Annotated in this window: 22 protein-coding genes and 1 tRNA gene; 10 read left to right on the forward strand and 13 right to left on the reverse strand. The window is 72.9% G+C overall.

Annotation, left to right across the window (positions count from 1 at the left end):
• Nucleotides 1-53: 53 nt before the first annotated feature.
• A complete protein-coding gene (locus C1N80_RS05565; RefSeq protein ID WP_137769873.1) occupies nucleotides 54-2033 on the forward strand; it encodes an Ig-like domain-containing protein in 1980 nt (659 codons plus the stop codon).
• Here C1N80_RS05565 and C1N80_RS05570 read toward each other — a convergent pair whose 3' ends face one another.
• The 6 genes from C1N80_RS05570 to C1N80_RS05595 all read right to left on the reverse strand — a co-directional run bounded on the left by C1N80_RS05570 (nucleotide 2034) and on the right by C1N80_RS05595 (nucleotide 9369).
• Complete coding sequence (locus tag C1N80_RS05570; protein WP_137769874.1) at nucleotides 2034-2636, reverse strand: LytR C-terminal domain-containing protein; 603 nt, start codon at nucleotides 2634-2636, stop codon at nucleotides 2034-2036.
• 22 nt (nucleotides 2637-2658) lie between these two features.
• On the reverse strand, nucleotides 2659-4068 hold the full coding sequence (locus tag C1N80_RS05575) for a beta-N-acetylhexosaminidase (protein WP_137769875.1): 1410 nt from the start codon (nucleotides 4066-4068) through the stop codon (nucleotides 2659-2661).
• A 230-nt stretch (nucleotides 4069-4298) separates the two neighbouring features.
• Nucleotides 4299-5399 carry a peptidoglycan-binding protein gene (locus C1N80_RS05580; RefSeq protein ID WP_137769876.1) on the reverse strand — a complete coding sequence of 367 codons (1101 nt, stop codon included), beginning with the start codon at nucleotides 5397-5399 and terminating at the stop codon, nucleotides 4299-4301.
• A 488-nt stretch (nucleotides 5400-5887) separates the two neighbouring features.
• Nucleotides 5888-5964: transfer RNA gene (locus tag C1N80_RS05585), tRNA-Pro, on the reverse strand.
• Nucleotides 5965-6031: 67 nt separating this feature from the next.
• Nucleotides 6032-6961 (reverse strand): metallophosphoesterase, encoded by a 930-nt coding sequence (locus tag C1N80_RS05590; RefSeq protein ID WP_137769877.1) that lies wholly within the window; start codon nucleotides 6959-6961, stop codon nucleotides 6032-6034.
• Nucleotides 6961-9369 carry a penicillin-binding protein gene (locus tag C1N80_RS05595; RefSeq protein WP_137769878.1) on the reverse strand — a complete coding sequence of 803 codons (2409 nt, stop codon included), beginning with the start codon at nucleotides 9367-9369 and terminating at the stop codon, nucleotides 6961-6963. Before C1N80_RS05595 ends, C1N80_RS05590 begins: the two co-directional genes overlap by 1 nt.
• Nucleotides 9370-9590: 221 nt before the next feature.
• On the opposite strand from C1N80_RS05595, the gene C1N80_RS05600 reads away from it, so the two are divergent.
• The 4 genes from C1N80_RS05600 (at nucleotide 9591) to C1N80_RS05615 (ending at nucleotide 11430) form a co-directional block, all read left to right on the forward strand.
• On the forward strand, nucleotides 9591-9893 hold the full coding sequence (locus C1N80_RS05600; RefSeq protein WP_137769879.1) for a WhiB family transcriptional regulator: 303 nt from the start codon (nucleotides 9591-9593) through the stop codon (nucleotides 9891-9893).
• 42 nt (nucleotides 9894-9935) lie between these two features.
• The gene (locus C1N80_RS05605) at nucleotides 9936-10112 is read left to right on the forward strand and encodes a DUF4177 domain-containing protein (RefSeq protein WP_137769880.1); all 177 of its coding nucleotides are present in this window, start codon (nucleotides 9936-9938) and stop codon (nucleotides 10110-10112) included.
• Between the two features lie 3 nt (nucleotides 10113-10115).
• A complete protein-coding gene (locus C1N80_RS05610; RefSeq protein WP_137769881.1) occupies nucleotides 10116-10613 on the forward strand; it encodes a RidA family protein in 498 nt (165 codons plus the stop codon).
• A 79-nt stretch (nucleotides 10614-10692) separates the two neighbouring features.
• A complete protein-coding gene (locus C1N80_RS05615) occupies nucleotides 10693-11430 on the forward strand; it encodes an MBL fold metallo-hydrolase (RefSeq protein WP_240811245.1) in 738 nt (245 codons plus the stop codon).
• Nucleotides 11431-11530: 100 nt separating this feature from the next.
• Here the strand turns inward: C1N80_RS05615 and C1N80_RS05620 are convergent, their stop codons facing one another.
• Entirely contained in the window at nucleotides 11531-12208 is a 678-nt protein-coding gene (locus tag C1N80_RS05620) for a Crp/Fnr family transcriptional regulator (protein WP_137769883.1), read from the reverse strand.
• Nucleotides 12209-12367: 159 nt separating this feature from the next.
• Here C1N80_RS05620 and nth point away from each other — a divergent pair, with 159 nt between their 5' ends.
• The 5 genes from nth (at nucleotide 12368) to C1N80_RS05645 (ending at nucleotide 15767) form a co-directional block, all read left to right on the forward strand.
• Entirely contained in the window at nucleotides 12368-13063 is a 696-nt protein-coding gene (nth, locus tag C1N80_RS05625; RefSeq protein WP_137769884.1) for an endonuclease III, read from the forward strand.
• Nucleotides 13060-13794, forward strand: a complete 735-nt coding sequence (locus tag C1N80_RS05630; protein ID WP_137769885.1) for a CoA pyrophosphatase — start codon at nucleotides 13060-13062, stop codon at nucleotides 13792-13794. Before nth ends, C1N80_RS05630 begins: the two co-directional genes overlap by 4 nt.
• A gap of 104 nt (nucleotides 13795-13898) precedes the next feature.
• Nucleotides 13899-14285, forward strand: coding sequence for a cold-shock protein (locus C1N80_RS05635; RefSeq protein ID WP_137769886.1), 387 nt, complete (start codon nucleotides 13899-13901; stop codon nucleotides 14283-14285).
• A gap of 5 nt (nucleotides 14286-14290) precedes the next feature.
• Nucleotides 14291-15325: a DUF3027 domain-containing protein gene (locus C1N80_RS05640; protein WP_137769887.1), complete on the forward strand. Its 1035-nt coding sequence runs from the start codon at nucleotides 14291-14293 to the stop codon at nucleotides 15323-15325.
• A 115-nt stretch (nucleotides 15326-15440) separates the two neighbouring features.
• Nucleotides 15441-15767, forward strand: a complete 327-nt coding sequence (locus tag C1N80_RS05645) for a hypothetical protein (RefSeq protein ID WP_137769888.1) — start codon at nucleotides 15441-15443, stop codon at nucleotides 15765-15767.
• A 37-nt stretch (nucleotides 15768-15804) separates the two neighbouring features.
• Here the strand turns inward: C1N80_RS05645 and C1N80_RS05650 are convergent, their stop codons facing one another.
• The 6 genes from C1N80_RS05650 to C1N80_RS05675 all read right to left on the reverse strand — a co-directional run bounded on the left by C1N80_RS05650 (nucleotide 15805) and on the right by C1N80_RS05675 (nucleotide 22189).
• Complete coding sequence (locus tag C1N80_RS05650) at nucleotides 15805-16962, reverse strand: DNA polymerase III subunit delta' (RefSeq protein ID WP_137769889.1); 1158 nt, start codon at nucleotides 16960-16962, stop codon at nucleotides 15805-15807.
• Entirely contained in the window at nucleotides 16959-17690 is a 732-nt protein-coding gene (gene tmk / locus C1N80_RS05655; protein ID WP_137769890.1) for a dTMP kinase, read from the reverse strand. The genes C1N80_RS05650 and tmk overlap by 4 nt, the downstream gene beginning before the upstream one ends.
• Nucleotides 17687-18748, reverse strand: a complete 1062-nt coding sequence (locus tag C1N80_RS05660) for a Gfo/Idh/MocA family protein (RefSeq protein ID WP_137769891.1) — start codon at nucleotides 18746-18748, stop codon at nucleotides 17687-17689. Before C1N80_RS05660 ends, tmk begins: the two co-directional genes overlap by 4 nt.
• Before the next feature lie 77 nt (nucleotides 18749-18825).
• A complete protein-coding gene (locus C1N80_RS05665; protein ID WP_137769892.1) occupies nucleotides 18826-19719 on the reverse strand; it encodes a carbohydrate ABC transporter permease in 894 nt (297 codons plus the stop codon).
• Nucleotides 19716-20846: a carbohydrate ABC transporter permease gene (locus tag C1N80_RS05670; protein ID WP_370297232.1), complete on the reverse strand. Its 1131-nt coding sequence runs from the start codon at nucleotides 20844-20846 to the stop codon at nucleotides 19716-19718. The genes C1N80_RS05665 and C1N80_RS05670 overlap by 4 nt, the downstream gene beginning before the upstream one ends.
• A complete protein-coding gene (locus tag C1N80_RS05675; RefSeq protein WP_137769893.1) occupies nucleotides 20843-22189 on the reverse strand; it encodes an ABC transporter substrate-binding protein in 1347 nt (448 codons plus the stop codon). The genes C1N80_RS05670 and C1N80_RS05675 overlap by 4 nt, the downstream gene beginning before the upstream one ends.
• Between the last annotated feature and the right edge of the window lie 79 nt (nucleotides 22190-22268).

The raw sequence follows: 22268 nt of genomic DNA on the forward strand, positions 1-22268 counted from the left end.
GGTGCGCGCACGAGATCCGGGCTCGGCCCGGGCGCCCTTGCTACCCTGGGCCGGTGCTCGATCCGATGCCGTGCTCCCGGTCGTCCGCCCGGCCGCGCGGCGACCGGCGCGGCCCCCTGGTGCGCGTCGCCGCGACCGCAGGGGCGACGCTGCTGCTGGGCCTCTCCGGGATCCTCCCGGCCTCCGCGCTCGGCGAGGACGGCACCTTCCCCCTCCCGCTCGAGTCCTCGAGCATCTCCGTGCTGCCGGACGCCGTCACCTCGGTCCCGCTCGACGCGCTGATCGACGACGCGCAGCAGGACCAGCTCGACGAGTCCACCGCACGCCTGGTGGTGCCGCCCTCCCTCGGCGAGACCGACGCCGCGGCGATGGCGGTCTCCGAGGACGGTCGCACGCTCACCGTCTCGGGGGAGGGGACCTGGTCGCTGCTCGGCACGACCCTCGTGTTCACCCCGGACGACGGCGTCACGGCCCCCACCCTGCCCGTCGCGATCACCGTCGGCAGCATCCACGGCACCCGCTCGGAGCCCGCGGAGCTGAGCCCGACGGTGCTCGACGTCGCCTCCGTCGCGAACCACTCCGCCGCGGGCGTCGACGTGCCGGTGGAGCTCGGCCTGACGGTGCCCTCGGGCGGCGGGGTCCGGATGACGCTCGACGGGCTGACCGCCCGGTCGAGCCTCTCCTCCGACGGCAGCCGCCTCGTCATCCCCGAGCAGGGCGGCTGGCAGCTCTCCGCGGACGGCTCACGGGTCACCTACTCCCCGGGCTCCACCCGGCTCGGCTACCAGCCAACCCCGGTGCGCTTCGTGGCCCTCGACGCCGAGGGCGCGCCGGTCGGGGCGACGGAGGTCGAGCTGACCGTCCCGATCATCTCGGACCTCAACTGGTCGGCCCCCTACGGCCAGGAGATCCGCTACTCGGTCTCCGAGGGGCAGCAGTACGTGGACCTCTCGACCCTGCGGCTCGAGCCGCCCGAGGGCGGGGAGGGTGTCGAGCTGTCCCAGGACGGCACCCGCGCGGTGGTGCCCGGCCAGGGGGTCTGGACGCTCGACCGCAGCGCGGGGGCGGTGCGCTTCACCCCGGAGAGCGCGGACGTCCACGTCACCGTCCCCATGACGGTCACGGGCACCGACGACCAGGGCAACGACGCGTCCCCCGGGGTGCTCTCCACGGCCTACCCGATCCTCCAGGACCGCTCCCAGGCGGCGACCCCGGGCAGCCCCGTCGTCTTCGACCTCTCCTCCGGGACCCGCGACCTCAGCGCGGACTCCCTCCACCTGGACGAGGCGGCGCTGCCCGACGGCGCGACGCTCTCCGCGGACGGTCTGACGGCGCAGCTGCCGGGGGTGGGGACCTGGACCCTGGACCTCGACGCGCTGACCCTCACCTTCGAGGCGTCGGAGGAGAGGACCGGGGTGGAGAGCGCGGTGACGGTCGCCGGCACGGGCATCTACGCCGACAACACGGCGACCGGGCTGTTCACGGCGCGGATCGTGGATGCGGTGCCGGTGCTCCGCGACGACGCCGAGCGGACCGGCACGGGCGCCCCGCGCACGATCGACGTGCTCGCCAACGACACGGCCGGGACCGCGGCGGCCCCGCTCGTCGCCTCGAGCGTGCGGCTGCGCTCGCTCGACGCGACGAACCTGCAGGACCTCGACCAGTTCACGGGCAAGCGCCTCGTGATCCCGGGGGAGGCCACGTACACGGTCTCGGCCAACGGCTCGATCACCGTCACCCCGGTCCCGGGGTTCACAGGGGCGACGGAGGCGATCGAGTACACGGTCGAGGACGAGGACGGCGTGCCCGCGAGCGCGACCCTCTCGATCGAGGTGGATCCGGGCGGCGCGGTGGTCGACGGCGCCCGCACCGAGCCGAGCGGGATCAACTCGCTGCTGGTGGGTCTCCTGCCGAGCTCGCAGAGCACCTCGGTGGTGTTCGGGACGATCGTGCTGCTGCTGGTCTTCGGCGGCGGGGTGTCCCTCGCGATCGGCCTGCGCATGGAGCGGGACCGCCGCGACTGGGAGGACTGATCAGCCGCAGCCCTCGGGGGTCGCGACCGGCGTCCCGAGCGCCTTCTCCGCGGCGCCGCTGCCGGCGAGGTCGGAGAAGCCGTCGCCCAGCAGCAGGTCCACGCTCGCGTCGTCCCGACCGTCGAGCGTGAGCTCCGCAGTGCCGACCTGCGCGAGGACCGACTGCGCGGCGAGATAGCCGGAGGGCCCGTAGACGATCACGGCGGCGCCGGAGGCCTGCGAGGTGTTGCCGACCTTCCCCGCGGTGTAGCCGCGATCGGCGAGGGACTCGGAGACGCGGCCCGCGAGGCCGCTCCGCCCGGTGCCGTTGAGGACGTTCACGGTGACGTCCTCCGGCGCGGCGGGCACCGCCCCCGCCTCGGGGCAGGTCACCTCCGGCTCGGCCCTGCCGAAGGTCTTCGTGGCGATGACGCCCGGGGCGGGGTTCGGCGTCCGCAGCTGTCCGATCGCGTACGCACCCACCCCGAGCAGCAGGACGGCGGCGGCGGAGAAGACCGCGATCTGGGTGATACGGAACCGCCGGGTGCGGCGGGCGCGCAGGTCGCGGCGTCGGACGTCGTCGGCCGAGCGGCCGTAGGGGTGGGTGCGGTGCGGATCGGACATGGTGGCCTCGCGGGGTCCCGGGTCAGTCCAGCGGCCGGTACCGGATGCCGAAGGCGTCCAGCCGCGGGAGGTGGGCGCGCAGCCGCTCCTCGAACTCGTCCCAGCTCTGCTCGGGGGAGCCCCAGGCGCGCTCGGCGAGGGCGCACACGCGCGGGAACGCCATGTACTGGACCTGCTCCGCGCCCGGGAGGTACTCGGACCACAGCTGGCCCTGGATGCCGAGGATCAGGCGCTCCTGCTCCTCGGTGATCTTCTTGGGCAGGAGGCGGCCGGTGTAGACGTCCTTGACCGTGGTGAGGCCGCCGATCGCGAGAGGCTCGTCCTCCGGATCGGCCTGGTAGTGGTCGAAGTAGAGCAGGTCCGAGGTGGACACGATGGTCTGGAAGCCTCGCGAGACGGCCTCGGTGACGCCCGCCGGGCTGCGCCAGTTCATGATGACGGTGTCGTCGGGCAGGTGCGTCTCGAGCACCTCGTCCCAGGCGAGGACCCGCTTGCCGCTCTCGGCGAGGACCTCGGAGGCGAACTGCGTGAAGCGCCCCTGGATCTCGGAGACCCGGGTGAGCCCCCACTCGTTCATGCGGCTGCGGGCCGCGCTCGAGCGCTCCCACTCCCCGCGCGGGACCTCGTCGCCGCCGATGTGCACGTAGGGGGCGGGGAAGATCTCCGCGACCTGCGTGAGCACGTCGCGGACGAAGTCGAAGGCCTCGTCGGAGACGCCGAGCACGTGGTCGGAGATCCCCCAGACCTGGCGCACCTCGAGCTCGCGGTCGGGGACGTTGCCGAGCTGCGGGTAGGCGGCGATCGCGGCCTGCATGTGGCCGGGCAGGTCCACCTCGGGGACGATCATGACGCCGCGGCGGCGGGCGTACTCGACGAGCCCGCGCAGCTCCTCCTGGGTGTAGGAGCCCTCGTGGACGGTCTCGTCGAACTCGAGGCCCTCGGCCATCTCGCCGTGGCGGCCGACGACGGTGCGGGTGCGGCGCGCGCCGATCTCCGTCAGGCGCGGGTAGCCCTTGATCTCGATGCGCCAGCCCTGGTCGTCGGTGAGGTGCAGGTGCAGGACGTTGAGGCGGTGCAGCGCGAGGGCGTCGATCATGGTCTCGACCTCCTCGACCGGCAGGAAGTGCCGGGAGACGTCGAGGTGGAGGCCGCGCCAGGCGTACTTCGGGGAGTCGGCGATGGTCACGCAGGGGATCGAGCCGCCCGCGCCGGTGACGATCTGCGCGAAGGTGTTGCGGCCGTCCGCGAGGGCCGCCTCGCTGCCCGCCGTGAGGCTCGCGCCCGAGGGGGAGATCGACAGCGTGTACTCGGTGCGGGGGAGCTCCTCGGACAGCCCCACGGAGAGGCCGTCCCAGGGATCGGTGGTCTCCCAGGTGCCCGCGCTCCAGATGACCGAGCGCGGGAGCGGGACGAGGGCGATGGGATCCGGCATGGACATGTCTCCTGAGACGGCGTCGTTCCTGGCGAGAGGCTTCAGTCTGCCACGTCGCGCGCGTGGTCGTGACGACGGCCACACGGGTGCGCCCCGGGCATGGCGGAGCCCCGGTCGGCGGACCGACCGGGGCTCCGGTCACGGCGTCCTGCTCCTTCCCGGTGACGCGTGCGCGTCGAGCAGGCCGTCGTGGTCCCGAGCGGGCTCGGGAGTCTCGTGGGACCTCCGCGTCAGCGGTAGGTCACGAAGACGTGGGGGGCGCTCCAGATCGAGCGCTCCATGACCCGCTGGCGCGAGCCCGAGGCGTCGATGATGGTGCCGTTGCCGGCGTAGATGCCGATGTGCCCGTAGTCGTTGCCGGTGAAGGCGACGAGGTCGCCGACCTTCGCCTCGGACTGCGAGATGATCCGGCCGCCGAAGGTGTACCCCTTGGCGGTCTTGCGCGACAGGTCGATGCCGGCCTGGTTGTACGCGTGGTAGACGAGGCCGGAGCAGTCGAAGCCGGTTGATGGGCTGGAGCCGCCCCACTTGTAGCCCACGCCGATCTGCGCGCGGGCGGCGGAGACGATGGCCTGGCCGTCGAAGCTCGAGCCGACCTCGTCACGGCTCGTGCCGCGATCCGAGCCGGTGGAGCCGATGCGGACCCCGCGGTCCAGGGCGGACCAGGTCTTCGGGCCCACGACGGTGTCGACGCGGAGCCCGGCGGCGGACTGCAGCGAGCGGACCGCGGAGGCGGTGCCCCTGCCGAAGACGCCGTCGACCTTGAGGTTCGCGCCGGCCTCGTTGAGCGAGGACTGGAGGGTGCGCACGGCCGATCCGCGCGAGCCCTGGCGCAGCAGGGACGAGGAGGAGCCGGACGAGCTCGAGGAGGAGCCGCCCTTCTTCTCGGACCCGTTGAGGGCGGCCCAGGTCTGGGGGCCCACGACGCCGTCCACCGTGATGCCCGCGGAGGACTGGGCGCTCTTGACGGCGCGGAGGGTCTTCGATCCGAAGACGCCGTCGGCGGAGATGCCGGCGCCCTGGTCGTTGAGGCTCCGCTGGAGGCTCGTCACGGCGTCGCCGCGGGCCCCGAGGCGGAGCTTCACGGAGGAGTAGGACGAGCTGGTGGCCGGAGCGGCGACCGGGGCGGTCACGGCGCTGCGGACGGTGCTCGCGGCCGGTGCCGGGGCGGCCTGGGCGGAGGGTGCGGACTGGAGGGCTCCGGTCGCGGTGACGGCGCCGAGGACGGCGACGCCTCCCACGCCCTTGCCCACCGGGACCGCGAGTCCTCGGTAGTCGATGACGGCACGGCCGGTCGCCCGGTGCGTGCCTCGTGATGCGGTGCGGAACATGTCCGTCGAGCTCCTTCTCCGTCGCCGCACAGGCTTCACCGGCACGGGGGAGCTGCCGGCCTGCGCCCGTCACCCAGGGAAGCGGAGGAAGCGTCCTGGGCGGTGACGGGAAGGCGGCACCCGGGACGGGTGCCCGGTCGAGGCGGCACCGCCACCCACCGTAGGTGGCGTTCTCAGGGTTCCCCCAGGGAGTTTGCGTCGCACGCGACCTTATTTGACGAATCTTTTACTCGATTTCTCGAACTACCGCCGTGTCGTTCGGTCGAAACGGGCATCATCGTGTTAATCACACGGGTGTCATTCGCTCGCGGTGAGAGGGGCGTGCTCGAGATGTGGAGGAGCTGCGGTCGCGAGCTGGGAGCGGGCTGACGGCGCTCGGCGACAGCATCGGGGCCGACGGGGTCATCGGGACGGTCGGGGCCGGGAGGGTTCCGGGCAACAGGAAGGCCCGGGGCCCGCATCCTCGTGGATGCGGGCCCCGGGCCTGGTGGTCGGGGTGACAGGATTTGAACCTGCGACCTCCTCGTCCCGAACGAGGCGCGCTACCAAGCTGCGCCACACCCCGGTGCGGATCCTCGCCTCAGCGAGTCACCGATCAGGAACATTACCAGTGCTCCGGGCGTACGCGGGACTCAGTCGGGCCGTCGGGCCCGCAACGTGAGCAACGTCGCCTCCGGTGGCGTGAACAGACGATAGTTCGAATAGGGGCTCGCCCCCATCCCGGCGCTCACCGTGAGCGGGACGCCCTTCCAGGTGGAGAGGCCGCGGGCCTGCTCCCGAGGGATGTCGCAGTTGGTCACGAGGGCGCCGTAGCCCGGCAGCCGCAGCTGCCCGCCATGGGTGTGGCCTGCGAGCACCAGCTCCGCGCCGTCGGCCACGAAGGCGTCCAGCACGCGGCGGTAGGGCGCATGCGCGACGCCGAGCCGCAGCACGTTCCCGTGCTCCGGGGCGGAGGGCTCCACGGGCGCGGGATCGGGGAAGCGGTCGCGCTCGAGATGGGGGTCGTCGACCCCGGCGAGCCGCACCTCGAGCCCGCCGAGCTCGATCGTCGCCCGGGTGTTGGTGAGGTCCTTCCAGCCGAACTCCCCGAGTCGCCGCGCGAGCTCCTGCGTGGGCAGGTCGCCGTCCGTGCGCTCGGTGAGGCCCGCGGGGCGGGCATCGGGGAGGAAGTAGCGCAGCGGGTTCTTGCGCACGGGCGCGAACATGTCGTTCGAGCCCATGACGAAGGCGCCCGGCCGGCGCAGCAGCGGCTCGATCGCCTCGGCGAGCACGGGGACGGCCGCCGCGGAGGCGATGTTGTCCCCGGTGTCGATGACCAGGTGCGGCCGGTAGGTCGCGAGGTGGCGCAGGAAGTCGAGCTTGCGCGACTGGTCCGGCACGAGGTGGATGTCGCTGATGTGCAGCACGCGGATCGTGCGGGCCCCGGGCGGCAGGATGCGTAGCTCCTGCTCGCGCACGGTGTAGCGGTGGATCTCGACGTGGCGCGCCCACACGTGGGCGGCCGCCGCCGTGGCCGCCGCGGCACCGGCGGTGCCCAGGGCGGCCAGGGGGAGGGCGCGCATCAGCCCTTCCCGCTGGACTGGCGGATGGTGACCGTGCTGCCGGGGGCGAGCTTCGTGCCGGGCGCGGGATCCGTCCCGATGACGTACCACTGGCCCACCGTCGCCGAGGGCTCCCGCACGACCTTCGTCGTGTAGCCGGCGGCCTGGAGCGTGGACTGCGCCGCGCTGAGGTAGTTCCCGGAGACGTCCGGGACCGTGCCGGTCTCGGCGGGCTTGCCCGCGGCCGTGTTCGGCGCCGCTCCCGAGGGGGCGGCGGGGAACGCCTCGTTGGGCAGACCCTCGGAGGCCTTCGTCATGTACTCCTGCCAGGTGGGCAGCGAGACCGTGTTGCCCCAGACCTTGCCGCTCTGGAGGACCTCGCCGTCCACCGAGAAGCCCGCGGGGCGCACGTTGGCGTTGGGGTGGCCGAACCACACGGCGGTGGACATCTGGCGGGTGAAGCCGACGTACCAGGTGTGGAACTGCGAGCCGGAGGTGCCGGTCTTGCCGCCGGCGTCGTGGCCCGGGATGACCTTGCCCTTGCCGGTCGCGCGGGGATCGGTGAGGTCCTGCTCGAGGGTCCAGGCGATCTCATCCGCGACGGACTTGTCCATGACCTGGTCGCACTTGGAGCCCGTGGTCTCCATCTTGTCGCCGTTGCGGTCCACGACCTCGTTGATGCCGGTGGGCTTGCAGTAGGTGCCCTCCGCGGCGAAGGTCGCGTAGGCGGAGGCCATGTCGAGGGCGGAGATGCGCAGCTCGCCGAGGACCACCACGGAGGGGGCCAGCTCGGTGCCGTACATCTCGTCGATCGGCATGTCCCAGGTGGTCTGGTCGTACGGGTTGTAGGTCGCGGGGATCGCGCCGAGGTCGCGCGCGGTGTCCGCGATGTCGCACAGGTCGAGCTGTCGCGCCATGTTCGCGTACGAGGTGTTCACGGAGAACTTCGTCGCGTTGAGGACCGTCTCCATGGAGGAGAGCGGGACGGAGACGGCGTTGTCCGGGTTGTAGCCGGCGGTCTCGTACCAGCGGCCGCGGTTCAGGCACTTCGCGGGGAAGGTCTTCATGACCTCGCGCTTGGTGCCCACGGTGTCGTAGATCGACTTCCCGCTCTCGAGCCACTGGGCGAGCACGAAGGGCTTGAAGGTCGAGCCGACGGGGAAGCCGCTGCCGCCGCCGAGGGACTTCGGGACGTTGTAGTTGATCGCGGTCTCGCCGGCGCCGGCGTCGGCGTACGGGTTGAAGGTGCGGTTCTCCGCCATCGTGAGGATCTTGCCGGTGCCGGGCTCGACCGTGACGATCGAGTGGCCGAAGCCGCTCGCGGAGTCCGCGGGGACCTTCCGGTTGAGGATCTCCTCGGCGTCCTTCTGGAGCTTCGGGTCCAGCGTGGTCTTGATGGTGAGGCCGCCGCCGTAGAGCAGCTTCCGCCGCTCCGCGGCCGTCGGCGCGAAGGACTGGTCGTTGAGGAGGGTGCGCGTGACGTAGTCGCAGAAGAACCCGCTGCCGTCGGCGGAGGCGCAGCCGGCGCGCACCGTCTTGATCTTCAGCATGTCCTCGACGGGCTGCTTCGTGTACTTGTCGTAGTCCGCCTGGTCGATGTAGCCCTGGTCGAGCATCGTCCACAGCACCTCGTTGCGGCGCTTCTGGCCGGCCTCGGGGTGCTTCACCGGGTCGTACTGGTTGGGGCCGTTCGTGATGCCCGCGAGCAGCGCCGCCTCACCGGGGTTGAGGTCCTTCGCGCTCTTGGAGAAGTAGTGCTGGGCGCCCGTCTCCACGCCGTACTGGGAGGGACCGAACTGGGCGACGTTGAGGTAGCCGTTGAGGATCTCGTCCTTGCTCCACTTCTTCTCGAGCGAGATCGCGAGCTTCGCCTCGCGCAGCTTGCGGCCGTAGGTCTGCTCGGTCGCCGCGTCGATGTCCTCCTGGTCGCCGCGCTGGACGGCATCCATGAGCAGGGCGTTCTTCACGTACTGCTGGGTGAGGGTCGAGCCGCCCTGGGTCGAGCCGCCGCCCGCGTTGCTCGCGAGGGCGCGCGCCATGCCCTTGGGGTCGATGCCGCCGTGCTCGTAGAACCGCTTGTCCTCGATCGCGATCACCGCGTGCTGGATGTTCGGGGAGATCTCCTCGAGCGGGACCATGATGCGGTTCTCGGTGTAGAAGGTCGCCAGCAGCGAGCCGTCCGAGGCCTCGATCCGGCTCGCCTCGTTCAGCGGCTCGACCTCGAGCTCGCTCGGGTACGAGTCGAACAGCGTCACGCCGTCCTCGGCGACGGCCGAGGAGGCGGAGACCGCCGGGAGGAAGAACGCCGCCAGCAGGACTCCACCGAGGAGCGCCACGGCCACGAGGCCGAGGAGCAGGTAGAGGGTCTGGGCCAGGGCGACGGGGAGCGAGCGGGCTCCCTCGGGGCGCGAGGACGTGGAACGGGCCATGCTCCCTACAGTACGGCGGGCCCGTTCCCAGGTTCCATCTGCCATGCCCGCCTGGACGGAATCTTCACGAAGGCTCACTGTCCTCGGGGAGCGGGTGCGGGGCCCGAGGTCGTGCCCGACGGACCGATCGCCCGGGGCCCGCTTTTGCGCTGTGGCATGGGTCTCCCTAGAGTGAGGGGGAAGCCGACGGATCGACGGAGATCCATGAAGGGGGAAGGTCGATGATGATCGGGGCCACCGGGGCCGGGGACGACCAGAGCTGGGCCGCGCGCGGGGCGTGCGCGGGGATGGATCCCGACGAGTTCTTCGTCCAGGGGACGGAGCAGAACCAGATCAAGACTGCATGCGGGAGCTGTCCCGTGCGCACGCAGTGCCTCGCCGACGCGCTCGACAACCGCATCGACTTCGGTGTCTGGGGCGGCATGACCGAGCGCGAGCGCCGCCGCCTGCTGCGCCGGCACCCCGAGGTCAGCAGCTGGACCGCGCTGCTGCAGCGGGCCACGCGGGAGGCGGTCAGCAGCTGAGCCGCCCGCCGCGCGGGGCGCGGCGCCGGTAGGCTCGCCCCCATGAGCGCACCGACCCGCTGGGAGTACCTGACCGTCCCGCTGCTGATCCACGCGACCAAGCAGATCCTCGACAACTACGGCGAGGAGGGATGGGAGCTCGTGCAGGTCGTGCCCGGCCCCAATCCCGAGTCGCTCGTCGCCTACATGAAGCGGCCCCTCGACACGGCGGGGGCCTGAGCCGTGACCGCCGCCCCCGCCGGGCGCATCGCCGCACGCCTCGAGGCGCTGGGGCTTGCCCTGCCGCCCGTCGCCGCGCCCGTCGCGGCCTACGTGCCCGCGATCCGCACCGGTGACCACGTGCACACCTCCGGCCAGCTCCCCTTCGTGGACGGCGCCCTGCCCACGACCGGGAAGGTCGGCGCCGGGGTCGACCCGGAGGAGGCCGCGCGCCTCGCCGCGATCAGCTGCCTGAACGCGCTCGCCGCCGTCGCCGACCTGCTCGGCGGGGTCGAGGCGCTCGACGCCGTCGTCCGGGTCGTGAAGGTCACCGGCTACGTCGCCTCCGCGCCGGAGTTCACTGGTCAGCCGGCCGTCATCAACGGTGCGAGCACGCTGCTCGGCGAGATCCTCGGCGAGGCGGGCACGCACGCCCGCAGCGCCGTCGGCGTCGCCGTGCTCCCGCTGGACTCGCCGGTTGAGCTGGACCTCCACGTCGAGCTCGCGCCCGGGACCGCCTGAGATGGGCCCGGAGCCGCAGCGCGAGCCCGCGGCGCCTCCGGTCGAGCTGCGGCTGGTCCGGGCCGCGAACCCCGGGGCGATGACCCTGGATGGCACGAACTCCTACGTGATCGTCGACGGGGAGCGCAGCTGGGTCGTGGACCCCGGGCCCCGGGACCCGGAGCATCTCGCAGAGCTGCTCCTCGCCTCCGCGCCCCGGCCCCAGGGGGTGCTGGTCACCCACCGCCACCTCGACCACACCGCGGGCGCGGCGACCCTCGCCCGGCAGCTCGCCGCGCGCAGCGGCCTCGAGGTGCCGCTGTGGGCCGCCGATCAGGACGCGGTCACCGGCTCGCGGCCCCTGCCCTCCACCTTCGAGGGGGACCACGGGACCGTCGCGCACGTCATCCATCTGCCGGGCCACACCGCGGACTCCGTGGGCGTGCTCGTGGACGGCGGGCGGCTCCTCAGCGGCGACACGCTGCTGGGCGGCGGCTCCTCGACCGTCATCGTGCCCGACGACGGCGGCACGATCCACGAGCACCTGCAGTCCCTCGCGATCTTGCGGGCCATGGCGGTCGACGGCCGGATCAGCGCGATCCACCCGGGCCACGGGCCCGCCGCCGAGGGGCCGCTGGACGCGCTCGCCCTCGTGGAGACCGCGATCGCGCATCGCGAGGAGCGGATCGAGCAGGTGCGCCGCGCACGCCGCGCCGGGGTGCTGACCCTGGACCGCCTGGTGCGCGCGATCTACGGCACGGAGCTCCCGCCCGAGCTCGAGAAGGGTGCCCGCTGGAACCTCCGCGCGACCCTCGAGCACCTCGCCGCCGGGCGCTGAGGCCCCGCACCCCACACCTCTCGCATTCCCCTGTCCCCGTCCCGGACGGCACGAGCGCCCGCCCCACGTGAGGAGGACGGGCGCTCATGCGTGCGAGGGGTCAGCGGGCGCGGCGGCGCAGGCGCTCCACGTCGACGATGAGCACGGCGCGGGCCTCGAGGCGGATCCAGCCGCGCGAGGCGAAGTCCGCGAGGGCCTTGTTCACGGTCTCGCGGGAGGCGCCGACCAGCTGGGCGAGCTCCTCCTGGGTGAGGCCGTGGGCGACCATGACGCCGTCGTCCGTCTGCCGGCCGAAGCGCTGCGCGAGGTCGAGGACGTTCTTGGCCACGCGGCCGGGGACGTCCGCGAAGACGAGGTCCGCGAGGGACTCGTTGGTCTTGCGCAGGCGGCGGGCGAGGGAGGCGAGCAGGTGGCGGCCCACCTCGGGGCGCTGCGCGAGCACCCGGTAGAGGTCCTGCTGGGAGAGCGAGTACAGCGTGGACTCGGCCACCACGGTCGCGGTCGCGTTGCGCGGGGCGGGGTCGAAGAGGGAGAGCTCGCCGAGGGTCTCGCCCGGGCCGAGCACGGCGAGCAGGTTCTCGCGGCCGTCGCCCGAGGCGTGGCCCACCTTCACCTTGCCGGCGCCGATGATGAACAGGCGGTCGCCGGGATCGCCCTCGCGGAAGATCACCGCGCTGCGGTGGTAGTCCTCCTGCTTCATCGACGCGAGGACGGCCTGCTTGCCGTCCTCGTCGAGAGCCGCGAACAGCGGCGACGACCGTACGATGTTCTCGTCCACGGGTCCTCCTGGTGATCGGGTCCCGGAGCCGCCGGGACCGTGCCTGTGCCGATCGTGACGGCGCTCCACCCCTCGGTGGTCGCAGTCACATCATGAGGGAACACTATCGCGCCTGGCGCCCCCAGACCCGCCGCCCCGCCAGACCGAGGAGCCGAAACGATGTCCCAGGCCGCCCCGCGCCGCACCCCTGCGGGCTCCCGGACGGTCCCTCGGGGAGCGGCCGATGCCGCCGCCGTGAGCCTGCGCCTGGCCGCTGAGCACCCTGGCGCACGCACCGAGCTCGACCATCGGGACGCCTTCGAGCTGCTCGTCGCGACGGTGCTCTCGGCGCAGACGACGGACGCGAGGGTGAACAGCCTCACGCCCGCGCTCTTCGGGCGGTGGCCCGGTCCCGCCGCCCTCGCGGCCGCCCCCGAGGAGGAGGTCGCCGCGCTGCTGCGCCCGCTCGGCATGGGCCCCACGCGCGCCCGGCGCGTCGTCGGCCTCGCCGCGGCGCTGCTGCGCGACCACGGCGGCGTGGTGCCGGACGACCAGGCCGCCCTCGAGGCTCTGCCCGGGGTGGGGCGGAAGACGGCGCACGTGGTGCGCGGCGCCTGGTTCGGGCACGAGCTGCTCGCCGTGGACACGCACGTGGGGCGTCTCGCGCGCCGGCTCGGCTGGACCGCCGCGACGGATCCTCGCGCGGTGGAGGAGGACGTCGTGGCCCGGGTCGCCGCCGACGGCGCCCCGGGCGAGCTCACCCGGCTGGGCCTGCGCCTCATCCTCCACGGCCGACGGGTCTGCACCGCCCGGGCGCCCCGCTGCGAGGACTGCGTGCTCGCGGACCTCTGCCCGAGCGCGGGAGCCGCCGCATGACCGGGGGAGCGGGGCTGCCCGCCTTCCTCTCGGGGATCGCGGAGCGCGCCGCCCGCGGCGACGAGGTGCTCGTCGCGGACGTCGGACGCCCCGACGCGCCCCTCCTGCCGCCGCGCGAGGAGGCGCGGCGCAGCGCCGTGCTCGTGCTGCTGAGCGGGACCACCGCGGAGGACGCGGAGCTCGTGATCGAGGAGCGCGGCCACCGTCTGCGCTCGCAGCCGGGCCAGTTCTCGCTGCCCGGCGGCGCCATGGACCCCACCGACCGCGACGAGGTGCACACAGCGCTGCGGGAGGCGCAGGAGGAGACGGGCCTGGTCGAGGGGGCGGCGCGCGTGCTCGGCGCGTTCGCCCCGATCGGCATGCCCTGGCGGCGCCAGTACGTCACGCCGGTGCTCGCCTGGGCGCCCGAGCGGCCGGTGCTCGGCGTGCAGGACCCGGTCGAGGTCGAGCGGGTCGTGTGGGCGCGGCTCCAGGGCCCCGGCTCCCTCGGCGACCCCGCCCGACGGCTGCGCGGCCGGCTCGACGGGATGGACGTCGGCCCCGCCTTCGACCTGCCCGAGCAGGCCTTCGTCTGGGGGTTCACCGCGCTGATCCTGGACCGTGTCCTCGTCGAGCTGGGTCTTCCGTCGGTGCCCCCGGACGCCCCCGCCCGGGAGGTCCCCGCCGAGCGCCGGAGGCAGCGTCCGGACCCCGCACCGGGACGGCGCGTCCCGGGGAGCGCGGGCCTGTAGACTCGATCGGCGGCGGCCCCGTGGGCGGCCCCGCCACGCCCGCGTCCCCGACGCGGGCCCCTCCAGTGACCAGCCCCCAGACCCCAGGACAGGACGGGATCAACGTGCCACGCGGCAAGGTGAAGTTCTACGACGCCGAGAAGGGCTTCGGCTTCATCCTCGATGACGAGGACGGACAGAGCGTCTACGTCCACGCGACCTCGCTCCCCGAGGGCGTGACGACGCTGCGCCCCGGCGCGCGCGTCGAGTTCGACATGGTCGACGGCCGTCGCGGCCCGCAGGTGCTGTCCCTGCAGCTGCTCGAGCCGGCGCCCTCCGTGTCCCGTGCGCGCCGACCGAAGCCGGAGGAGATGGCCACGATGACCGAGGACCTCATCCGGCTCCTGGACGACGCCTCCAACGGCCTGCGGCAGGGGCGCTTCCCCGACCGCGGCCATTCCCAGAAGATCGCCACCGTGCTGCGCGCCGTCGCGGACAACTTCGAGGCCTGAGACCCATGACCCAGCCGACCACCGCATCCCGCCGTCCCCGCACCGCGAAGCCGAAGCTCGACGCCGTCGCGGCCGCCGCGATCGAGCAGGCCCGCGAGGCCCTCGTGGAGGTCACCGAGCCCGGGCAGGTGGGCGAGCACCTGCGCGCCGAGCCCGCCGGTGAGCGGCTGGTCACGCACGTCTTCGACTGCACGATGCCCGGCTACCGCGGCTGGTCGTGGGTCGTCGTCCTCAGCCGTGCGCCCCGAGCGAAGGCGGCGACCGTCGCCGAGACGGCGCTGCTGCCCGGCGAGGGCGCGCTGCTGGCCCCCGCGTGGGAGCCGTGGGCGGAGCGTCTGAAGCCCTCCGACGTGGGCGCCGACGACCTCCTGCCCTTCCAGGAGCAGGACGTGCGCCTCGAGCAGGGCTACGAGGCCACCGGCGACGAGGACGAGGACCGCGTGGCCCAGTGGGAGCTGGGTCTGGGCCGGGAGCGCGTGCTCTCGCCCGAGGGGCGCGCCGAGGCCGCCGAGCGCTGGACCGAGGGTGAGTTCGGCCCGCGGCAGACCTCGCACCGCGGCCGCCGCGGCACGGTCACCGCGACCTGCTCGAGCTGCGGCTTCCTGTCGCTGCTCTCGGGATCGCTGCGCACCGAGTTCGGGGTCTGCACGAACGAGTGGTCCCCGGCCGACGGTCGCGTGGTGCACCTGGGCTACGGCTGCGGTTCCCATTCGCAGACCGGCCAGGAGGAGACCGATCACGAGGCCGTGCGCGGCGCCGGCGTCGTGATCGACGAGCTCGAGGCGGACCTCGAGCTCCAGCAGCCCACCTCCGACGAGCAGGCTGCTGATGAGTCGGCTGCTGACGAGTCGGCGTCCGGCGAGCAGGCCGCTGACGAGCCCGTCGTCGTGGACGCCCCCTCGGAGACCGCGGCCGACGCCGAGAAGGCCGATGCCGAGGTGGCCGCCGCCGATGAGGCCCCCGCTCCCGGCGAGGATGGGGATCCCGCTTCGTCCGAGGACTCCGGTCGTCCCGAGAGCGCCTCCACCACCGAGGTCTGAGCCGGGCTCGCACCGGACCGTCCCGTCCCTCGTCCACTCCGGGCAGGACGTGCGTCGCCGTGCCGCCATCGGGCGTGCTCCTCGCGCACTCGACGGGCATGGCACGGTGGTCGTCATGAAGTCGTCGGTGACCGTCACGCCACGTGCCCACTGGGTCAACGCCTGGTTCCTGAGGCCGTTCGCCCGCCCCGTCGTGCGTATGGACGGGACCGACCACGAGGCGCGGTGGGGCCGGCCGCTCCGGTTCGAGGTCGCCGCCGGCCCCCACGAGATCGGCGTCGGGGCACGCTATCGACGCTCGACCAGCGTCCTCGGCGTGGCGGGGACGCGCATCGAGATCCCGCCGGAGCAGAACGTGATGGTCGAGGCGAGGAACGGCGTCCTCAACCACCAGCCCTTCGTGCTGCGCACGGCCCCGTCGGCGCCGGACCGCGCTGCATGAGACGGAGGACGGCCGGCCGGTCGCCCTTGGCGGCGGATCAGCGCAGCGAGACGGCGACGCGGGACAGGAGCGCCTCGATCGCGAGCAGCGGCGGCACGTTCCCCGCGATCCGTGAGCGCGCGCCCTGGACCGCCTCGAGCAGACCGAGCGTGGTGTGCGCCGAGCCGCCGGCCGCGGCGTGCTCGATCTCCGGCGCGACCTCGACGTTCACGAGATCGCTGCCGGACCCCAGCTGGCGCGTGAGCACGTCCCGCAGCACCGAGTGGGCATCCAGCAGATAGCGGTCCAGCACGTCCCGCACGAGACGGGTCTGGCGGCGCTTCGCGTCCTCCTCGAGCTGGCGCAGCTGGCCGCGCAGCGCCGGCGGGACCTTGCCGTCCTCGATGCCCGCCGAGCGCAGGAACCGCTCCTTCTCCTCGGTCGCGACGAGGTCCGCATGCTCCTTCGCCTCCGCGGTGGCACGGTCCACGAGCGCCTGCGCGGCGAGCACCGCCTGGCCCGTCCCTCGCAGCCCCAGCAGGCTCCGTGCGGACTCCTCCCGCGCCGCGAGGGTGCCCTCCTGGGTCGCGTAGCGCAGGGCGAGGCCGATGTGCCCCTGGGCGGCGCGGGCCGCGCGCACGGCGAGGTCCTCGGGGATGCCGTCCCGCCGCTGCAGCAGACCGGCGACGACCTCCGCGGAGGGGACGGTGAGGGTCACGAGCCGGCAGCGGGAGCGGATCGTGGGGGCGAGATCCTCCGCGGAGGGGGCGCACAGCATCCACACCGTCGCCGGGGGCGGCTCCTCGATGGACTTCAGCAGCACGTTGAAGGTGCCCGCGCTCATGCGGTCGGCGTCCTCGACCACGATCACGCGGTGCCGCCCCGTCGCGGGGGAGCGCTGCGCGGTCATGACGAGGGAGCGCACCTCCTCCTTCGCGATGGAGAGCTTGTCCGTCGCGACGACGGTGACGTCGGGGTGGGTGCCCGCGAGGACGGTGCGGCACGCGGTGCACTCCCCGCAGCCGACGCCCTGCTCGCACTGGAGCGCCGCGGCGAAGGCGCGCGCAGCCGTGGAGCGGCCGGAGCCGGGCGGTCCCGTCACGAGCCACGCCTGGGCGAGGGACGCCTGACCGGTGGCCGCGCGGTGGAACTGGGCGACGGCGGCCTCCTGGCCCACGACGTCCCGCCACACGGCGCCCACGGCCGGGGCGCTCACAGCTCGTCCCGGTGCTTCGCGGGGACGGGCTGCTCGAAGGTCGGCTCGAACAGCTGCAGCACGCCGGAGACCTTCTCGAGCACCTGGGCGTGCACCTCCTCCTTGGGCAGTGCCGCGTCGATCACGGCGAAGCGGTCGGGATCGTCGGCCGCGAGCTGGAGGAACTGCTCGCGCACCGCCTCGTGGAACTCGAGGCCGGCCCGCTCGAGGCGGTCCATCTCCCCGGGCGCGCGCCGCTCCGCGAGCGCCGCGGGGGGCAGGTCCAGCAGGATCGTGCGGTGCGGCAGCAGGCCGTCCACCGCCCACAGCGACAGGGCGGCGATCTCCCGGGCCTCCAGCTCGCGACCGGCCCCCTGGTAGGCGACGGAGGAGTCGAGGTACCGGTCGCCGAGGACGAGGCCGCCGCGCGCCAGGTGCGGGCGGACCCTCGAGGCGATGTGGTGGGCGCGGTCCGCGGCGTAGAGCAGGGCCTCCGCCCGCGGGTCCACGTCGTCCCCGTGCAGCACGAGCTCGCGGATCTGTGCGCCCAGCGGCGTGCCGCCGGGCTCACGGGTGGTGAGCACGAGGTCCTCGTCGACCATCCGGTCGTGGATGAGGTGGTCGCGCAGCATGGACATCTGCGTGGACTTGCCCGCGCCGTCGCCGCCCTCGAAGGAGATGAACACGCCGCGGCGCGGCGGCCGCGGGGCGGGGACGGTGAGGGCAGGGGGCAGGCCTCCGGGCATCATCGGGCGGCCTCCCCGGGGTAGACGACGCCCAGCTCGGCGCGCACCGCGTCGAGGGTGTTCATGACGGAGAGGGTGTCCGCCCAGCTCATGAGCGGGGACTCGAGATCCCCGGCGGTGATGCGGCGGGCGGCCTCCGCGATCTCGTAGGCCATGCCGTCCCCGCCGATCCCCGGCGCCTCGAAGGAGGCGCTGCGGCCGTCGAGCAGGGTCACGGTGAGCGTGGTGGGCGCGAAGAAGGCGCCCGCGAGGCGCGCCTGCCCCGCGGTGCCGCTGATCACGGCCTCGGTGGGCGTGCGGGCGCGCAGGGTGGTCCCCAGCCGGGCCCGGCCGCGCTCGCCGCGGGCGAGGATGCCGACGTATCCGTCGACGCCCGTGGGGGTGAGGTCGCCGCGCACGGCGAGGTCGGTGAGGTCGCCGAGCACCATCTGGGCGAAGGAGACGGGGTACACGCCGAGGTCGAGCAGCGCGCCGCCGCCCAGCTCGGGGTCGTTCATGCGGTGGGAGGGATCGGTGGGCATCGACTGCCCGTGATCGGCGGCGACCTCGATGATCTCGCCGAGCAGCTTGGACTCGAGCACCTGGTTCAGCACGTCGTAGTGCGGCAGGAAGCGCGCCCACATGGCCTCCATGGCGAAGACGCCGCGCTCCCGCGCGAGGTCCAGCAGCTCCGCGGCCTGGCCGGCGTTGAGCGTGAAGGCCTTCTCGACCACGACGGGGATCCCGGCCTCGAGCACGGGGCGCGCGAGCTCCGCGTGCTGGGCGTGCGGGGAGGCGACGTAGACCGCGTCGATGCCGCCCGCGGCGAGCATCTCCTCGACGCTCGTGAAGGCGCCGTCGGCCCGGTGCTCCGCGGCGAAGGCGCGGGCGCGCTCCGCGGAGCGCGAGACGACGGAGACCACCCGGGAGGCGGTCGCGCGGTGCGCGGTCTCCGTGAACTGGGTGCCGATGTGGCCGGGGGAGACGACACCCCAGCGCAGACCCGGCGCGGCCGCCGGCTCGGGGGTGCGGGGGGCGGGGAGCTCGAGCGGCTCCCCGGGCGTGTTCTCGCGCGAGCTCATGCCCCTAATCTACCGAGCCGTCCCGACGTCCGTGCGGGACGTGGGGACGGCTCGGTCCTGGGGAGGGGAGGCCCGGCTCAGCCCTTGACGGCGCCGGAGGTCATGCCCCGCACGAGGAAGCGCTGCAGGGAGAAGAACACGATCATCGGCACCACCATCGAGATGAAGGCGCCGGCGGTGAGCAGCTCCGTGCCCTGGCCCTGGGTGCCGAGCATCTGCTGGAGGTCCACGATGATCGTCTTGTTCGCCCCGCCGCCGATGAACAGCTTCGCGATGAGCAGGTCGTTCCAGACCCACAGGAACTGCAGGGTCGCGAACGCCGCGATCGCCGGGGAGGACATGGGCGCCACGAGCCGCCAGAAGGTCTGGAAGTGGCTCGCGCCGTCGATCTTCGCGCTCTCCACGACGGAGCCCGGCAGGGTCGCCATGTAGTTGCGCAGCGTGTAGACGGCGAGCGGCATGCCGAAGCCGGTGTGCAGCAGCCACACCGCGACGAACTGGCCGTTGATGCCCAGGCCGCGCGGCCCCAGGAGGTCCAGCATCGGCTGGAAGGCCACCTGGATCGGCACCACCATGAGCGCGACGATGACGATGAACAGGAGGTCCTTGCCGCGGAACTCCATGAAGGTGAACGCATAGGCGGCGAAGGCCGCGAACATGATCGGCAGCACCGTCGCCGGCACCGCGACCACGATCGAGTTCACGAGCGAGGTGCCCATGGAGGCGCTGCCGAGCACCTGGGCGTAGTTGTCGAGGGTCCACCCGCCCTGGGTGAGGGCGCTCCACCAGCCGCTCGTGGCGGCGGCCTCGCGGGTGCGGAAGCTCGTCACGAGCAGGCCGAGGGTCGGCACCGTCCACAGCAGCGCGAGCAGCGGCATGACGATCATCGCGAGCGGGGAGCGCCGACGGCCGTCGGCCATGGTGCCCCGGGTCGACGCCGTCGGGGCGGGGGTGCGGGTCGTCGCGCTCATCGTCCTGCCTCCTGGGCCCGGAAGCTGCGCACCTGGTACACGAGGATCGGCAGCACGAGGATCAGCAGCACGACCACGACAGCGGATGCCTGGCCCGCCTGCTGGTCCGTGAACAGCTTGCGGAAGAACAGGTTCGCGATGACGTCCGTCGAGTACAGGCCGTTGGTCGTCACGTAGATGACGTCGAAGACCTTGAGCACGAGGATCAGCACGGTGATGAAGACCGCGAGCAGGGTCGCGCGCACCTGCGGGAAGATGATCTGCCAGAAGATCCGCGCCTCGCTCGCGCCGTCCATCCGGCCCGCCTCGATCGTGTCCTCGGGGACCGCCTTGATCGCGGAGCTGAGGAGCACCATCGCGAAGCCCGTCTGCAGCCAGATGAGGATCACCATGAGCAGCAGCGAGTTCAGCCGTGCCGTGTCGAGCTGGTACCACGGCTGCGGGTCCCCGCCGAGGGCGACGACGATCGCGTTGAGCAGTCCCGTCTGCTCGGTGCCGGGGGCGTTGTACGCGTAGACGAGGCCCCAGATGGTCGCCGCGCCCACGAAGCTGATCGCCATCGGCAGGAAGATCAGGGACTTCGTGATCTTCTCGCCCGTGGGGGAGAGCTTGTCCGCGAGCACCGCGACCCCGAGGCCCAGCGCCACGGTCGCGATCGGCACCACGATGATCCACAGCAGGTTGTTCAGCAGGGCGGACCAGAACTCCCCGCTGCCGAGCACGGCCGTGTAGTTCGACAGGCCCGCCCACTCCGTGGAGTCCGCGTTCGCGAAGGAGTAGACGACGGTCTGCAACGTCGGGTAGAGCAGCAGCAGGGCGATGAGGCTGAACCCTGGCAGCAGGAAGGCGTAGGGGATCACGCCCTCGGAGAAGCGGGAGGGGAGCCCCTCGACGCACATGTTGAGGAAGCGGAAGAACAGCACGGACCCGCCGATGCCGACCACGAGCCCCAGCAGCCCGATGACGACGCTCGAATTGCCGAACCACTGCGGGTAGTAGGCGAAGGCGAGGAAGATGTTGCAGGCGAGCCACGCGGTGAGCACCATGCCCACCGCGCCGACCACGAGCCGCACGGGCCGGGCGGGGGAGCCGGCCCGCTCCTCGCGCGCTGCGACGGCGGTGGTCACTTCGGCCACCCCGCCTCGATCTCGTCGCACACCTGCTGCGAGTCCTTCGAGCCCTTGAGCCACTCGACCATGCCGGTCCAGAAGGAGCCGCCGCCCACCGCGCCCGGCATGACGTCGGAGCCGTCGTAGCGGAACACCTGCGCGCCGGAGGCGATCTCCGCGACCTGGCGGGTGATCTCGTCCGGGTACTGCGAGGCGTCGAAGGTGGTGTGGGGGCTGAGCCAGCCGCCCGCCTGCGCCCACGGCCCGCCGAACTCCGGCGAGCTCAGGAACCTCATGAGCTTCACGGAGTCGTCGTTGAGGGTGAACAGCGCCGCAAGGTCACCGCCGCCCAGGATCGGCTGGCCGTCGAAGCCGCCCTCCCAGGTGGGCATCGCGAAGACCCCCACCTCGGAGTCGAGGTTCTTCTGCACGTCCTCCGGGAAGAAGCCCGTGACGAAGTTGCCCTGGCGCACGTACATGGCCTTCGGCGGGTCCTCGAACAGCGGCAGCGGGGCCTCGGAGAAGGGCGTGTTGAGGATCGTGTCGGTGCCGCCGAGCACGTTGCCCTCGCCCTTGAGCAGGTCTCCGAGGAGGTCGAAGACCTGCACGACCTTCTCGTCGTTGAAGGGCATGCGGTGGTAGATCCAGTCGTCGTAGACGTCCGGGCCGTGGACGCGGAGCATGAGCTCCTCGATCCAGTCGGTGCCCACCCAGCCGGTGGCCTGGTCCGCGGCCCAGCCGTCGGACCAGGGGGTGATGCCGTCGGCCTTGATCTCGTCCGCGATGCCGTACAGCTCCTGCATGGTCGCGGGCTCGGCGGAGTACCCGCCCTCCTCGTACGCGGCCTTCGGATACCAGATGAGGGACTTGCAGGCCATGCGCATGGGGGCGCCGTAGACGCGGCCCTGCAGCCGTGCCGAGTCGAGGAACCCGGGGATGAGGGTGCCGTCGAGCGCGTCGTAGTCGAGGTAGACGTCGATCGGGACCACCTTCCCGCCGCGCGCGAGGTCGAAGAGCCCGCCCGGCTGCGGGAACAGCGCGACGTCCGGGGCGTCGCCGGAGCCGGCGCGCTGGCGGATGGTGTTCGTGAAGTCCGTGTCCGCCGTGTACTGCACGGTGACCCCGGACTCCTTCTCGAAGTCCTCGAGGGAGGCGAGGAAGGCCTCCTGCTCCTGGCCGCCGAAGGCGCCGAGCACCGTCACGGTCCCGGAGCCGGGCACGTCGCCCTCGGTGTACTTCTCCGCCGTGGCGGTCGTGCCGCCGGAGGAGTCCGGGTTCTGGAGGCAGCCCGCGAGCCCTACGGCGGCGGCCGCGGTCGCGGCCCCCGTCATGGCCGCGCGCCGGCTGAGGCGTCGTTGCATCATCACTCCTTCATGGGAGGGCCGTCGGTGAGGTCACTGTAACCGTGCCCGCGCTCGGAAGAGGTCTCGGATCGGCGAC

It is taken from the genome of Brachybacterium sp. SGAir0954, assembly GCF_005490785.1.
GTDB classification, from domain to species: domain Bacteria; phylum Actinomycetota; class Actinomycetes; order Actinomycetales; family Dermabacteraceae; genus Brachybacterium; species Brachybacterium rhamnosum.